The sequence below is a fragment of the Staphylococcus sp. 17KM0847 genome (assembly GCF_013463155.1).
GTDB lineage: Bacteria > Bacillota > Bacilli > Staphylococcales > Staphylococcaceae > Staphylococcus.
Window position 1 is genome coordinate 535,792 of record NZ_CP040781.1, and the last position, 13,578, is coordinate 549,369.

A 13,578-nucleotide genomic window follows, 5' to 3' on the forward strand; every position below is an offset into this window, starting at 1 on the left:
TCATGTCAATTGTTAAGCAGTTGTTAAAAAGATCAAGTCCACAACAAGGTATTGTGATGTATTACTTATTTGCAATTGTTACCGCTTTTTTATTATTGAATTTACCGGGTGTGCATAAGCATGGTGTTAAAGTAGCACCAATCGATACACTTTTTGTTGCTGTATCAGGTGTAAGTGTGACAGGCTTGACACCAGTGAATATATCAGAAACATATTCCGCTTTTGGCTATATTGTACTGTTGTTTATTCTAAATATTGGTGGTATTGGTGTCATGGCAATCGGTACACTGTTATGGGTTGTGTTAGGCAAGCATATTGGTATTCGTGAACGTCAGCTAATCATGTTAGATAATAATAAAGATTCTATGAGTGGTACTGTCAAACTCATTATTGACATTGTACGTGCGATTTTAGCGATTGAATTGGTAGGTGCAATATTGTTAGCATTTTATTTTTATCGCGATCTACATGATTTAAAAGAGGCAATCTTGCAAGGTGTTTTCGTCTCGATATCAGCAACAACAAATGGTGGTTTAGATATTACAGGTGACTCTTTAATCCCTTATGCGAATGATTATTTTGTACAAACAATTGTTATGTTCTTAATCGTGTTGGGTTCCATTGGGTTTCCAGTATTATTAGAGATTAAAGCATATATTAAAAATAGAATTCCAAACTTTCGCTTTTCACTTTTTACCAAAGTTACAACGACAACATATTTAATTATTCTTGTTATCGGGACGTTAGGTATCTTATTGATAGAAACGAATGGTGTATTCAGAGGGGAAACTTGGCATAAAACTTTTTTCTATGCCCTTTTTCAATCCGTCACTACGCGTAGTGCAGGTTTACAAACTTTTGATGTTTCCCAGTTTTCTGACGCAACAAATTTATTAATGGGCGGTCTAATGTTTATCGGATCATCACCAAGTTCTGTTGGTGGTGGTATTCGCACAACAACATTTGCAATACTTATATTATTTATACTGAACTATAAACCCAATGCTGAGAAGTCAGCAATTAAAGTGTTTAATAGAGAAATACATGTTCAAGATATTCAACGTTCTTTTGCAGTATTTATTATTGCAGTCTTTTTTACATTTATGGGTACGTTTATCATGATGATAAATGAAGCGGGAAGTATAGACTTTATCCAAATTTATTTTGAGATCATGTCAGCATTTGGAACATGTGGATTATCAACAGGGATTACATCAGAACTTGGAAGTATATCTAAAGTTGTACTCATGATTTTAATGTTTGTGGGACGTGTAGGTTTAATTTCATTTATTATTATGATTAGTGGTAACCGAGAAGCAGTGAAATATCATTATCCTAAAGAACATATTCAAATTGGTTAGTCTATGAATCTAACGAAAAGCTATTGTAACTTTAATATAAGCATACTATCGGTAAAACTTATATTAATATTACAATAGCTTTTTATAAATCATATGAGTTTGACTGAAAATTAAACTTTAAGAGCTTCTAAAAATATTTCTTACTTTATATAGAAATGTAGTTACAGAATAATTTATAACATGTAATTTTCAAATACGTGTCTACTCAAAGCATTTGCTAATATATTAGAAGAAGATAATAACATCAAATGTAGTGCATCATCTAGTTTAATTATATCACCAGAACGTATATCATTTAAGCTGTCTTCTACAATATCTTTGTCAGTAATTTTAATATTGTCTTCTAAATCAATGGGATAATCAAAGGCAACGAGTAGAGTTAATAATTTTGTGATACTGGCTGGGTTGTTTCTCGCGTGTTCATTTTTAGAAATAAGACTTGTGGGCATCAGTTGAGTAAATAAGATTGGGTTATATAGAGGGTATTTGAATACAGTATATGTATGTGCATCTATTACACTAGAATGTTCAGGATTTGTAATATGATCTATAATTTGTTTAGCTTGATAGAACCTATTACCTTTTACTTTCAATAGTGTAACAATATAGATATGCTCATTATCATAAACTAATACACTTAAATTTTTGATGAATCCAATAGTACCTGTTTTTCCCCCTAAAATACGATAATGTTTGTATTGTACTTTGTCGTTCACTGTTGTTTTAATATTTATTTCTCTATTGTTATCCCCTTTTATTTTTATAGAATATTGTTTTTTCTTCCAAATTCTAACTATATTATGATTAAAACTTGCATGGAGTGTTAATAAAGATAAGTCATAACTTGTGGATAGTTGGCCTCTTGCAGTTAGCCCAGATGGATTTTTAAAAGTTGAATGATGCATGCCTATACTTTTGGCCTTTTCATTCATTTTCTCTACAAATTGTGGTATTACGGATTGTTGCATCATAATATCATTCCTTTGCGTTAAATTTTATAGATTAATTAATAATGAGCATATATTATGTCGAAAAATTTTTTGTTTATAGTATTCATTGTAACATTTGATAATATTTACTTGTATTTATATTATAAATTAATATAAATAAAGAAGAATAAATGCAACTTGGAGCGCTAAAAATGTGTTATTGGTTTTTAAAGGGGATAGAGCTTAGCTTTATTTGATTTAGCTCCATGTTAAAATGAAGATAAAGTGATGAGATTATCAAAGTGAGGAGAAAAATGTTATGCGCAAAAATGATGAGGTGCGTATTCAAATATTAGCAACATCTGATATACATAGTCATATACTCGAAGGGCATGAAAGATCTCATATTTATCGTGCAGGTACGTATATTGAATTCGTACGTGAACAATATGCACATACGCTGTTATTAGATAATGGTGGGAGTTTGGCAGGGAGTATGAGTGCTTTTTATTATGCTATTGTTGCACCATATAAACGTCACCCGATGATTAAATTGATGAATGCATTAGATTATGACGCTAGTGGTATAAGCACCAATGAATTCAAGTTTGGTTTGGATTTTCTTAATCGCTCTGTTGCGTTGGCACGTTTTCCGTGGTTGTCGGCAAACATCACGTATGCAACCACAAGAGAGCCTTATTTCTCAACGCCTTATTTAGTGCGTGACTATGAGGGTGTTCGAATTGTGGTAGTGGGCTTAACTTCTGACGTCTTGGTGAGAAATGAATATATTGAGATGGAACGTGATATTGCAGTGGAACATGCTTCTACTGACGCTAAACGTTGGATTCGTTATATTTATGAAGTAGAAGAACCAGATTTTTTAGTAGTGCTATATCATGGCGATGATGAGAAGGAAAATCAAATAGCAGGGAAGATAGATACCAGTCAAGCAGAAATGATTATGAAAGAAGCGGGCATTGTAGATTTGATGATTACGGGACATCAATATGAAACAACAATTGATTATGATGGTAGAACAGTCTGTGTACAAGCAGGTCAAAATGCAGAAAAGTTAGTACATATTGATGTTGCATTTCGTAAGAGACGTAATACGAATGAATTATTAGAGGTTATACCTAAAATTGTAGAATTAAAGTCGTATGAAGAGCATACAGGATTATTGTCGTTAACTCATTATGACCGTAAAGCATTACGCAAATGGGCATGTCAGCAAGTTAGTATCAAGCCTATCGCAGCTCATTTTACATCGTGGCATGCATTAATGGAACAACAAAGACATCCTTTTATTCAATTATTACATAATAGTATGAAAAGTGTTGCCGAGTGTGATATAACATGTGTGCATTTACCATTGCCTCATTTTGGAGGGCTTTCAGGATATATTGATAATCAAACATTATATCAAGCTTATCCTCACCCTGATAAACCGATCGAATTAGTGTTAACAGGTAAGGAAATTAGACAACTTATCGAAATTACAGCTGATCAGTTGGTGGTAGAAGCAGGAAATTTATCATTAAACAGCACCCAAGATCCTACGTTATACTTATTTTGGTCGGGGTTTAATTATACAATTGATATGTCTAAACCCTCTCACCAAAAAGTGGTCGATTTATCGTTGCGTGAAGATTATGCATATCGTATAGCGATGACAGATTATTGCTATCGCCATTACCAAAAATATCTAAATCATCCTACAATCCATCATAGTTATACGGTATCTATGCCAGAATTGATGGCACAAGTGTTACAAACGTCAGACCCTATAACGATAGAAGATGAGTCAGTAAAAATAATTAATATAAAAGCTGAATAGTATCTTAGAAGTCCTCATCTATACGATAATTTCATTAAGAAATCTGCGAGTGTGATATTTATTAAATAGGATCAATGATCAAAGAGGATATATCATCTATGAGAAAACGAAAAGGGATTTAAAAAGGATTAAAATAGAAAAATAGACGTGATAGAACGATGAATGAGCAAGTTGGATAGATGGTGGCTATCTGAGTATAAGGAGGTGGTGCCTATGGTGGCATTACCGAAATCTTTAGAAAGGAGAAGCCTTTGTGGTGTCTATTGTAGATGCGCTAAGTTTGATGATAGGTTTCGTTACTTTTATCGTTACTTTAATCGGCTTAGTCATCGCAATCGTTAAATTAGACCGTAAAAAATAACCATCTAACATATACTTTGGCGAGTAATTAGATGGTTTAATATCATTTAATAAAAGCCACCGTCTTTCGAACGGGCTCGTCGGGGCATGTTAGCGCATGCCTCTTTTCATATTTAATGTAACATACTGAATTGATATAATCAACTTTAACCGTCATCTATTTAATTAGGTGGCGGTTTTATATTGGAGGCATTTATTATGAAATTAACTGAAAGTGAAAAGTTTGAAGGGATCGGCGAAGTAACAGAGCAGCAAATTAATGCGATCAAAACAGAAGAACATGAGAAAGATGAATTTATTGGCTTAAAAGCTGATGAGGAGGTAAAAGTTTATGAGTTACAATATCGTTAATATGTGGACACCTGCACACTTACATCCATTCAAATGCCCGTACTATATGCAACCAACGAAATTGGCTATTCATAATACAGGCAATACAGCATCAGCACGTAATGAAGTAGCGTATATGAATAGTAACAGTAATTATGTATCTTATCATGTAGCTGTGGATGACAAAGAAGTAGTGCAAGCGATTCCGTTCAATCGTAATGCCTTCCATACTGGTGATGGAATCGGATTGTCATCTGGTAATCGTACTGTCATTGGTATCGAGATTTGTTACTCGATGGATAATGGATACAGTGGTGCGAAGTCAGAACGTTATAAAAAAGCGGAAGACAATGCAGCTTTATATGCAGCACACGTGTTGCATCAATACGGCTGGGGTATTGATCGTATGTATCAGCATTACTGGTTTAGTGGTAAAGATTGTCCACATAAAATGCGCGCTACTGGTACATGGGCAGAATTTGAGAATAAAGTGCAACATTATTTGAATCAGATTAAAGCTGGTAAAACGCCTACGACGCCACAAGCTAAGTCTACAGCATCTAAGGTAGGACAATGGCAACGTAACAAATATGGCACGTTGTGGAAAGATGAGAAATTTACATTTACTGCAAATGCTGATATTTATGCTCGCTTAGAAGGTCCTTTTAGAAGTTGTCCGTTTGGCTACACGTTTAAAAAAGGGCAGTCTATAAATTACGATGAACTGATGTAACAAGATGGGCACGTGTGGATTGGTTATAACTATAACGGTAAGCGATACTACTTGCCTGTTCGCACATGGAATGCTCAAACTGGTGATGTAGGTAAGCTTTGGGGAACGATTAAATAGTTTTAAAAATTAAGGGTGGCTGTAATGGTCGCCCTATTTTTTTATGCAAAAAATTAGAAGAAAAGTTAAGGGAAAATAGTAGATGAACGTCTTCTATTATGCTATAATATATTTAGGAAGTGAGGGGAAATGAGGATAAAAATAAAAGCACCCAAAAGCGTAAAGTTCTCGATTAGAATTGACCTGATAGTAATTCAAATCGAATTCGCTTTTGAGTACTAGACCCAAGAGGGGCAAAGCCCCTCTACACTATAAATATAACATATTCCTCATTTCAAATATATGAAAATTACGGTAAAGGTACGAAAATCAACAAGACAAGAAATGGTAAAAGGGTTAATTGAATGGTTTATGATAGCTCTAATTGTAATAATGATAAGAAAGTGGGTGTTTTAGATGAACGGTATCAATGATGTAAAAAAAACATTACAACTCTTATTAGAATCTGATATAACATCTTATCAGATTGAAAAAGAAACACGTGTAAGTAGAGCAAAGATTGGACGATTACGAAATGGCAAAAATAAAATAGAGGATCTAACTTTAGATACTGCTGAAAAACTATACAATTACCAAAAGGAGTTGGAAAAAGATGAGAGTAAGGATTGAGGGCGATACTTATCTGCATGACTTAGAAGTTTCAGGTCACAGATACTCACTTTACAGTCTTGTGGACGAGAAAAAGTGGGCGATTGACGATGATATCGACTTCATCAAAGAAATGGTTATTGCTAAAAGTAAGACTCCTGAACCAATAATTGAAAGCAACAAAGTTGACGAGCTTTTCAATTTTGAGCATCATGGCGCAGATAGCCAAAAACTTACTCCTTATATAAATGAAAATAAATACCATTTTGTTAAGTTGGAAGATGGGTTTCAAAAATTCATACAACTTAACCAAGACTTGTTCGATGAAAGAGAAAAGATTGTCGAACGTATGAAGAATGAATAAATCTAAAAACCCAGCCTGAAAAGTAGGAGGGGTTAAATTTTTTAATTGACACTTTTTTGACACGTAAAATAACAAAACCCCTTGAAATCAATGTTTCAAGGGGTTTAAAAACGGAAACGGAGGGATTTGAACCCTCGCGCCGCTTTCGCGACCTACACCCTTAGCAGGGGCGCCTCTTCAGCCAACTTGAGTACGTTTCCATGGCTCCACAGGTAGGACTCGAACCTACGACCGATCGGTTAACAGCCGATAGCTCTACCACTGAGCTACTGTGGAATAATAAAATTTCCGAACACAAATATTATTATAACAATATCATCAGATAAATCAAGAGTTAAGTTAAAAAAGTTAACAGAACATTTACACCATCTAGGTAGATGTTCTGTTAACGTTACAAGTTTAAATGCATTTAATATATAAGTATGGTTTTGTAGAAAAAGATATTAACAGAATAAGGTGTTATTTATAAAGGATAAGAATGAATCGTTTGTTTGAGATGGCTAATAGTTTTTAAAAGGAGGATCTTCAGCAATCTTTTGTTTATATTGCCAATGATCAGTGGTTAGAGCGAGTCTCATTTCTCTGAAGGTAGATACAAACTCTCTAATAACACTCACAAGTTCATCGTGTTGTGTTTTATCGTACTTTTTGACAAGTTCACCTGATTTAATATCTTGTCTTATCAGTGCATAAGCGAGTTGAATACCGTTTTGATATTGATGTAAAAGTGTGTATTGAGAGACTTCAACTGTTAAACAATGACCACTATGTAAAATAATTTTAGATTTTCCATCTTTTTTATCTTCGATCTTTTGTACATAGTCAACATTGACCCAACAATTTTGTGGAATACGATCTGAGTGAGTGGAGAAAAAAGTGACGGCTTGAGGATTGGGGATAAAAATAGGAGGTTTACTTGAAATACCGGTCAGTAACTTTACTTCTGCTTTGATATGATGGTAGGTGTTATGACGATAGCGACAAGCGTATTCGATAAATCTGGCAGGTCTCATATTTTTAATGACTTTTTTGCCATTACTATATAAGATTTCGGTTCGCGTATACGTGCCTTCTGGACCGTTAATTGGCTTGATGAGCATGATGTGCTGATTAATAGTATGTTGAACACGTGGATATTGGTGCATAGGAATCATCCTTCCAAATATAGTGTTTCTCTTTTTATAAAACTAATTATAATTCTATATTAAATGTTGTCAATATTAAGTTTACATATTAACGTATCATACACGCCGCATTTCTATTCTTCTTAAACTTAAAAAAATTCAGAAAATTTATTGCAATTTAATCTTCTATTAGGTATACTGTTTAATATCAAATAGCAATAAACAATCATATGGAGGAGGCAACATCATGAAACATCAAACAGATATAAAGCAACATGTACCCGTCAATCCTATGCAAGCTGTTAATCGTCTTGGTGCAGAACTTGTTATTGAGGCAGCGCTTAAACACCATAGAAAGGTTGAGTTAGAACGACTGATTGATGAAGCGTTAAAAAATAATAATAAAGAGGCATTTATGACACATACAAATGAATACATTCAATTGGAGGCGCAAAACATTGGTTAATTCCTCGAGTCATTCCAAATTACATTGAAACAGGGCTACTCAAATAAAGATGAATAGCCCTGTTATTTTATACCATTAAATCAATGAGTTCGTCACGTGGAATAGCACCAAAGTAATGATGAATGTCATAGTCATGCAAGGCTTTATCAATAGCAGCTCTTTGATGTGTGACGCCCTCTAAAGCAGATTCTAATTCTGTAATATCTCCTTCACCAAAAAAGTCACCAAATATTTTAGCATGGTGAATTGTTCCTTTTTTAACATCTAATTTAATTTGAACAAATCCTTTTTCAAATTTATGCTCTCTTTCAAAGTTATATTTTGGATTTTTACCATAATTCCAATCCCAAGTGCGGTATTTGTCATTAGCAAGTTGTTCAATATTTTGCCAATCTTCATCAGTTAATGTGTACGTTTCTACTTGTTCATCACCGAATAATTGTTTTAGAATAATAGATTTAAATGTATCGATATCAATAGGCGCTTCTAAAAATTCAGTAATATTTGCAACACGCTTACGCACAGATTTTACGCCTTTAGATTGAATTTTAGCAGGATTAACTTTTAATGCATTTTGAACTTCATCTAATTCACTATTCAACATGAGTGTACCATGACTAAACATACGATCTTTAACTTTAACCATAGCATTTCCTGAGATTTTTGCTTGTCCCACTTGAATATCGTTGCGTCCAGTCATCTCTGCATCTACACCCATTTTATTTAGGGCATCGACGATAGGTTGTGTGAATTTTTTGAAGTTGTGGAAACTTTTACCGTCATCTTTAGTAATAAAACTAAAGTTGAGGTTGCCAAAGTCGTGATATACAGCACCGCCCCCTGATATACGGCGAACGACATCGATATGATGTTCGTCGATATAAGCTTGATGTACTTCTTCAATTGTATTTTGATTTTTTCCAACGATAATAGAAGGACGATTGACGTAGAACAAGAAGTAGCTTTCATCATGATCCATTGGCACTGTTTTTAACACGTATTCTTCCATTGCCAAATTGAGTGTTGGATCTGTATTGTTATTATTGCTAATGAATTTCATGTTGCATTCTCTCCTTTATATCCTAGAATATGCCCTTACTTCAGTTATGCACTATTTTGTTCTTTTTTTCCAATATTTTAACTTTATAATGATAAGAATATGGATAAATCCTAAAATATGATACAAATTGTTTATTTAGAATGTAAATTTTAGTACAATATAGGCTAGTTGATGACTAAAGGGGGCGAATGTGATGACAATAGCAGAAGTAGGAGATATCGTAGAATTCCGCGATGGTTTAAGAGGGAAGGTCGAGAAAATCAATGATAACTCGGTTATTGTAGATTTAACGATTATGGAGAATTTTGCAACACTCGACTTACCAGAAAAAACAGTTATTAATCACAAGCGTTACAAAATTGTAGAACAAAAAGGATAAGGTACCATGAAAAATATGAACAAACCGCTACTTTGGTTTATTTCTAGTTTTATTGTCTTCCATGTTATTTTATTGATGATGTGGGGAGAACATGTTGTATATTGGCAGCTTTATACGGGTATTATGCTTATTGCAGGTATTAGTTATGTCTTTTATCAGCGTGATATTGCATCAAAACGATTGCTAACATCTATCGCAGTAGGTCTTGTCACGGGTGTTATTCTTGTTCTTATACAAGTTGTTTTTTCTTGGATTACAAAAGATTTAACATACACATCATTGATTAAACAACTGTCGCGAACGGGCGTTTACTTTAAATGGCAGATGTTAATCACATTGCTATTTGTGATGCCGTGTCATGAACTTTACATTCGTTCAATATTACATAAAGAATTGGATCGCAGGTTTCAAAAGGCATGGTTAAGCATTTTATTATGTGCAATCACTTCCAGTACCTTTTTTATATATTTAGACCGTTGGTGGATTGTTGCTTTTATCTTTATATGCCAGTTGATACTCGGTGTAAGTTATAATTATACACGACGTACTGCTACAACAACTGTTGCTCAAATTGTAGCGGTTGTTATTTTACTCATTTTTAATGGTTGACTTAGGACTAGAAGTCATTGCTTATAAAATAGATAAATATATTAAAGCGGTAGTAAGTGCTTTGTATCGAAATGGTTTGAATCATGATGGACATAAGTATTTCCTATTAAAACACCTTATCTTATGACAACACAGTTCTTATTTGAGATGTATTTGCTCAAATAATAGAGCTGTGTTTTTAAGTTGTCCGAAGTGATTCATTTTAATGCTATACTTATAATATTAATATAGAAAATAATCGAATTCTGAAAGGAAGCATATATAAGATGATCAGGTTAGCAGAAGAAAAAGATATTCATGCAATTGCTAAATTAACATATATTATTTGGAAAGATATGGAGTTAGAGATTGTTGAACGTTATCCAGTTGAGCAGGTGATAGCAGCAATAGAACAAAGTACGACTGATGTTCATTCACGTAATCATTTAAGTCACATTTATGTATATGAAATCGATGGAGAGGTAGCGGGAATGATTGTTGCATATTCTGGAGCAAATGAGCAAGTGTATGAATCGGCATGGACGGCGTTACCTATTGCTAAAACTTTGCCTTTATCAACAGGAACGCCATTACCATTGATGGAGGCGGATAAAGAGGATTTATATATTGAATCTGTTGCAACATTTCCTGAATATCGAGGAAGAGGTGTAGCACATCAGCTTATGAATACGTTAATCACTTCTAAATCAGGTGCAACGTGGAGTCTGAATTGTGATTATAAAAATGAAGGTGCTTTACACCTTTATAAAAAGTTAGGGTTTAAAGTGAAGAAAGAAAAAATATTGTATGGTCATCGTTATCACTATATGACATACACATGTGAGGCATAGTATGATGTTAGAGCTTAAAGATGTGAGTTATTGTATTGCAGATCGACGTATAATAGAGAACATATCGTTTAGTGTGAATAAAGGAGAGGCAATTGCTGTTACGGGTCCTTCTGGTAGTGGGAAAAGTACATTATTACGCATTGTTGCAGACTTAATTAGTCCCACTGAAGGAACCATTTATTTTAAAGGTCAACCTTATGAAAACTATAAGCCCGAAGACTTACGTATGCATATTAGCTATTTGCCGCAAAGTGTAGAGTTGTTTGGAGAAACAATTGCTGATAATATGGCTTTTCCATCTATTGCACGAAAACAAAACTTTGATATAGACAGAGCTAAGACTTTGTTAGCATCAGTAGGTTTAAAAAAGTATAAATTGACAGATTCGGTACACCATATGTCAGGTGGAGAAAAACAACGCGTTACGCTTGCACGTCAATTGATGTATACACCTGACATTTTATTATTAGATGAAGCAACAAGTGCGCTAGATTCTAAAAATAGCTTACAAATTGAAAAACTTATTTTTGATATGGTTAAGCAAGGAACATCTGTATTATGGATTACACATAATGAAGCACAAAGTCGACGTTATTTTAATCGTCAAATTGTTATACAAAATGGTGAGTTGCATAAGGAGGTTAGTCACTCATGATGAGTACGACATCATTAATGTTAACAGCACTATTATTGCTTATTCCTATTGTAATCTCTTTCAAAGAACGTTTGCATATTGCGAAAGATTTAATAATTGCGGCTGTACGAGCAGTGGTTCAATTGGTGATTATTGGCTATTTGTTAGAATTTGTATTTAATTTGAAAGAACCATGGATTGTTTTAGTGCTTATTGTGGTGATTATGATTAATGCTGCAGCGAATACAAGAAAACGCGCATCGGAAATTATGAAAAATGTTTTTTGGATTTCTTTTGTTGCAATTATGTCAGGAGCATTATTATCCCTTGGTGGTGTATTATTAACTGGTGCAATTAGTATGAAGCCTAATGAATTAATTCCAGTTGCAGGAATGGTAGGGAGTAATGGTATGATCGCCATTAATTTAAGTTATCAAAACCTAGATCGTATTTTTACGAAAGAAATAGAATCTATCGAAGCTAAGTTATCATTAGGTGCTACTCCAGCATTAGCAGCAAAAGATGCAATTCGTGAAAGTATAAAAGTAGCGATTGTACCTACGATAGATTCAGTGAAAACATACGGTTTAGTATCGATACCAGGTATGATGACTGGGCTCATTATCGCAGGTGTTGCACCATTACAGGCAATTAAATTCCAATTAATGGTCGTGTTTATTCATACAACAGCAACTATTATTTCAGCATTTGTGAGTACATATTTGAGTTATCGTCAATTTTTCAATCAGCGTCATCAACTGATACAAATTAAGCAATCTGAATAAAACTTGAAGTGTAAAAATAAAAAGATGCGTATTTTAAAATTTAAAAAGCAGGGTAAGATAGGAACTTTTTGATTCTATCTTACCCTGCTTCAATTAGCAAAGTTATAATGTTTTTATACTTAAATACCAGCTAATAATGCACTAATATAAATACCTAATGCATATAATAGACCGAAAAAGGTATTTGTTTTACCCGACGCAGCCATTGCAGGCATCATAGATTGTGGTGTGTCATTTTTCTTAAAACGACGATACACTTTTATAGGCATAGGAAAGCTGAGAAGGACAAGCAGATAAAAGATTGAACCACCGTCTTTAAAGAACACCGTATAAATAACAAAAACATAAGCGAAGATATAGCAAGCTGCCAAAACGTAAAGTGAAAGTTGTTTGCCTAACAAAATAGGTAAAGTCCGTCGTCCACTTTGTTGGTCTTTTACGCGATCACGGATATTATTTGCCATATTAATCAAACCAATCGTTATTACAATTGGAATACTTATCCAGACTGCATAACTTTGAATATTTCCGGTTTGAATATAGAAGGCAATCAAGATAATGAACATCCCCATAAAAAAACCGGAGAATAACTCGCCTAATGGTGTCCATGATATTGGAAGAGGCCCACCTGTATAAAGATAACCTACTGCCATGCAAATAATGCCCACTGGTATGAGCCAGAAGGAAGTTTGTGATGCAAGGAAAAGTCCTAATAATGCCGCAATAACATAAAAAGCGACTGCTAAGTTAAAGACAGATTGAGGTGTCATACCATGTCTTACAATAGCACCACCAATACCGACAGATTCCTGATCGTCTAATCCTTTTTTGTAATCATAATACTCATTGAACATATTCGTTGCGGCTTGTATTAATAAACATGCTAACAACATAGCAAGAAATCGTCCAATAGAAAGATGGTCTTCACTGCCTAATAAAAAAAGTTTGGCAGTTGCACTACCGACTAATACAGGGACAACAGAAGCTGTCAATGTATGTGGTCGCATGAGTAACCAATATTTACGTAATGATGAATGTTGTTCAAATTGCGTTCCCATATTTATAAAAA

General features: G+C 33.9%; 16 protein-coding genes, 2 tRNA genes and 1 pseudogene. 13 read left to right on the forward strand and 6 right to left on the reverse strand.

Annotation, left to right across the window (positions count from 1 at the left end):
* Positions 1-2: 2 nt before the first annotated feature.
* Complete coding sequence (locus FGL66_RS02560) at positions 3-1,361, forward strand: TrkH family potassium uptake protein (RefSeq protein ID WP_180810056.1); 1,359 nt, start codon at positions 3-5, stop codon at positions 1,359-1,361.
* A 173-nt stretch (positions 1,362-1,534) separates the two neighbouring features.
* Here the strand turns inward: FGL66_RS02560 and FGL66_RS02565 are convergent, their stop codons facing one another.
* On the reverse strand, positions 1,535-2,332 hold the full coding sequence (locus tag FGL66_RS02565; RefSeq protein WP_180810057.1) for a D-alanyl-D-alanine carboxypeptidase family protein: 798 nt from the start codon (positions 2,330-2,332) through the stop codon (positions 1,535-1,537).
* Between the two features lie 277 nt (positions 2,333-2,609).
* Here FGL66_RS02565 and FGL66_RS02570 point away from each other — a divergent pair, with 277 nt between their 5' ends.
* The 6 genes and pseudogenes from FGL66_RS02570 to FGL66_RS02595 all read left to right on the forward strand — a co-directional run bounded on the left by FGL66_RS02570 (position 2,610) and on the right by FGL66_RS02595 (position 6,622).
* A complete protein-coding gene (locus tag FGL66_RS02570) occupies positions 2,610-4,130 on the forward strand; it encodes a bifunctional metallophosphatase/5'-nucleotidase (protein WP_180810058.1) in 1,521 nt (506 codons plus the stop codon).
* 253 nt (positions 4,131-4,383) lie between these two features.
* Positions 4,384-4,491: a putative holin-like toxin gene (locus FGL66_RS09710; RefSeq protein WP_258007299.1), complete on the forward strand. Its 108-nt coding sequence runs from the start codon at positions 4,384-4,386 to the stop codon at positions 4,489-4,491.
* 197 nt (positions 4,492-4,688) lie between these two features.
* Positions 4,689-4,841: a hypothetical protein gene (locus FGL66_RS02580; RefSeq protein ID WP_180810059.1), complete on the forward strand. Its 153-nt coding sequence runs from the start codon at positions 4,689-4,691 to the stop codon at positions 4,839-4,841.
* A 46-nt stretch (positions 4,842-4,887) separates the two neighbouring features.
* Positions 4,888-5,670 (forward strand): annotated as a pseudogene (locus tag FGL66_RS09845) (SH3 domain-containing protein).
* A gap of 396 nt (positions 5,671-6,066) precedes the next feature.
* The gene (locus FGL66_RS02590; protein WP_180810060.1) at positions 6,067-6,279 is read left to right on the forward strand and encodes a hypothetical protein; all 213 of its coding nucleotides are present in this window, start codon (positions 6,067-6,069) and stop codon (positions 6,277-6,279) included.
* The gene (locus FGL66_RS02595; RefSeq protein ID WP_180810061.1) at positions 6,263-6,622 is read left to right on the forward strand and encodes a hypothetical protein; all 360 of its coding nucleotides are present in this window, start codon (positions 6,263-6,265) and stop codon (positions 6,620-6,622) included. Before FGL66_RS02590 ends, FGL66_RS02595 begins: the two co-directional genes overlap by 17 nt.
* Positions 6,623-6,733: 111 nt before the next feature.
* Here the strand turns inward: FGL66_RS02595 and FGL66_RS02600 are convergent.
* The 3 genes from FGL66_RS02600 to FGL66_RS02610 all read right to left on the reverse strand — a co-directional run bounded on the left by FGL66_RS02600 (position 6,734) and on the right by FGL66_RS02610 (position 7,767).
* Positions 6,734-6,822 (reverse strand) — tRNA-Ser (locus FGL66_RS02600).
* A 1-nt stretch (position 6,823) separates the two neighbouring features.
* Positions 6,824-6,898, reverse strand: a tRNA-Asn gene (locus FGL66_RS02605).
* A 224-nt stretch (positions 6,899-7,122) separates the two neighbouring features.
* Entirely contained in the window at positions 7,123-7,767 is a 645-nt protein-coding gene (locus FGL66_RS02610; RefSeq protein ID WP_180810062.1) for a competence protein ComK, read from the reverse strand.
* Positions 7,768-7,993: 226 nt separating this feature from the next.
* On the opposite strand from FGL66_RS02610, the gene FGL66_RS02615 reads away from it, so the two are divergent.
* Positions 7,994-8,212 (forward strand): IDEAL domain-containing protein, encoded by a 219-nt coding sequence (locus tag FGL66_RS02615; RefSeq protein WP_180810063.1) that lies wholly within the window; start codon positions 7,994-7,996, stop codon positions 8,210-8,212.
* A gap of 67 nt (positions 8,213-8,279) precedes the next feature.
* Here the strand turns inward: FGL66_RS02615 and lplA are convergent, their stop codons facing one another.
* The gene (lplA, locus tag FGL66_RS02620; RefSeq protein ID WP_180810064.1) at positions 8,280-9,272 is read right to left on the reverse strand and encodes a lipoate--protein ligase; all 993 of its coding nucleotides are present in this window, start codon (positions 9,270-9,272) and stop codon (positions 8,280-8,282) included.
* A 193-nt stretch (positions 9,273-9,465) separates the two neighbouring features.
* Here lplA and FGL66_RS02625 point away from each other — a divergent pair, with 193 nt between their 5' ends.
* From FGL66_RS02625 to FGL66_RS02645, 5 genes are all read left to right on the forward strand, one after another.
* On the forward strand, positions 9,466-9,651 hold the full coding sequence (locus FGL66_RS02625) for a YkvS family protein (protein WP_180810065.1): 186 nt from the start codon (positions 9,466-9,468) through the stop codon (positions 9,649-9,651).
* A gap of 6 nt (positions 9,652-9,657) precedes the next feature.
* Positions 9,658-10,260 (forward strand): CPBP family glutamic-type intramembrane protease, encoded by a 603-nt coding sequence (locus FGL66_RS02630; protein WP_180810066.1) that lies wholly within the window; start codon positions 9,658-9,660, stop codon positions 10,258-10,260.
* Positions 10,261-10,526: 266 nt separating this feature from the next.
* A complete protein-coding gene (locus FGL66_RS02635) occupies positions 10,527-11,090 on the forward strand; it encodes a GNAT family N-acetyltransferase (protein ID WP_180810067.1) in 564 nt (187 codons plus the stop codon).
* A 1-nt stretch (position 11,091) separates the two neighbouring features.
* Entirely contained in the window at positions 11,092-11,745 is a 654-nt protein-coding gene (locus FGL66_RS02640) for an ABC transporter ATP-binding protein (protein WP_258007300.1), read from the forward strand.
* The gene (locus FGL66_RS02645; protein WP_180810068.1) at positions 11,742-12,509 is read left to right on the forward strand and encodes an ABC transporter permease; all 768 of its coding nucleotides are present in this window, start codon (positions 11,742-11,744) and stop codon (positions 12,507-12,509) included. The genes FGL66_RS02640 and FGL66_RS02645 overlap by 4 nt, the downstream gene beginning before the upstream one ends.
* Before the next feature lie 119 nt (positions 12,510-12,628).
* Here the strand turns inward: FGL66_RS02645 and FGL66_RS02650 are convergent, their stop codons facing one another.
* Positions 12,629-13,567: a 1,4-dihydroxy-2-naphthoate polyprenyltransferase gene (locus FGL66_RS02650; protein ID WP_180810069.1), complete on the reverse strand. Its 939-nt coding sequence runs from the start codon at positions 13,565-13,567 to the stop codon at positions 12,629-12,631.
* Positions 13,568-13,578 lie beyond the last annotated feature (11 nt).

What these genes read in the sequence shown, in the direction of transcription:
- FGL66_RS02635 (WP_180810067.1), top strand. Translation starts at nt 10,527, where the DNA reads ATGATCAGGTTAGCAGAAGAAAAAGATATTCATGCAATTGCTAAATTA.
- FGL66_RS02650 (WP_180810069.1), bottom strand. Translation starts at nt 13,567, where the DNA reads ATGGGAACGCAATTTGAACAACATTCATCATTACGTAAATATTGGTTA.
- FGL66_RS02640 (WP_258007300.1), top strand. Translation starts at nt 11,092, where the DNA reads ATGATGTTAGAGCTTAAAGATGTGAGTTATTGTATTGCAGATCGACGT.
- FGL66_RS02570 (WP_180810058.1), top strand. Translation starts at nt 2,610, where the DNA reads ATGCGCAAAAATGATGAGGTGCGTATTCAAATATTAGCAACATCTGAT.
- FGL66_RS02645 (WP_180810068.1), top strand. Translation starts at nt 11,742, where the DNA reads ATGATGAGTACGACATCATTAATGTTAACAGCACTATTATTGCTTATT.
- FGL66_RS02610 (WP_180810062.1), bottom strand. Translation starts at nt 7,767, where the DNA reads ATGCACCAATATCCACGTGTTCAACATACTATTAATCAGCACATCATG.
- FGL66_RS02565 (WP_180810057.1), bottom strand. Translation starts at nt 2,332, where the DNA reads ATGATGCAACAATCCGTAATACCACAATTTGTAGAGAAAATGAATGAA.
- FGL66_RS02625 (WP_180810065.1), top strand. Translation starts at nt 9,466, where the DNA reads ATGACAATAGCAGAAGTAGGAGATATCGTAGAATTCCGCGATGGTTTA.
- FGL66_RS02630 (WP_180810066.1), top strand. Translation starts at nt 9,658, where the DNA reads ATGAAAAATATGAACAAACCGCTACTTTGGTTTATTTCTAGTTTTATT.
- FGL66_RS02615 (WP_180810063.1), top strand. Translation starts at nt 7,994, where the DNA reads ATGAAACATCAAACAGATATAAAGCAACATGTACCCGTCAATCCTATG.
- FGL66_RS02560 (WP_180810056.1), top strand. Translation starts at nt 3, where the DNA reads ATGTCAATTGTTAAGCAGTTGTTAAAAAGATCAAGTCCACAACAAGGT.
- FGL66_RS02590 (WP_180810060.1), top strand. Translation starts at nt 6,067, where the DNA reads ATGAACGGTATCAATGATGTAAAAAAAACATTACAACTCTTATTAGAA.
- lplA (WP_180810064.1), bottom strand. Translation starts at nt 9,272, where the DNA reads ATGAAATTCATTAGCAATAATAACAATACAGATCCAACACTCAATTTG.
- FGL66_RS02580 (WP_180810059.1), top strand. Translation starts at nt 4,689, where the DNA reads ATGAAATTAACTGAAAGTGAAAAGTTTGAAGGGATCGGCGAAGTAACA.
- FGL66_RS02595 (WP_180810061.1), top strand. Translation starts at nt 6,263, where the DNA reads ATGAGAGTAAGGATTGAGGGCGATACTTATCTGCATGACTTAGAAGTT.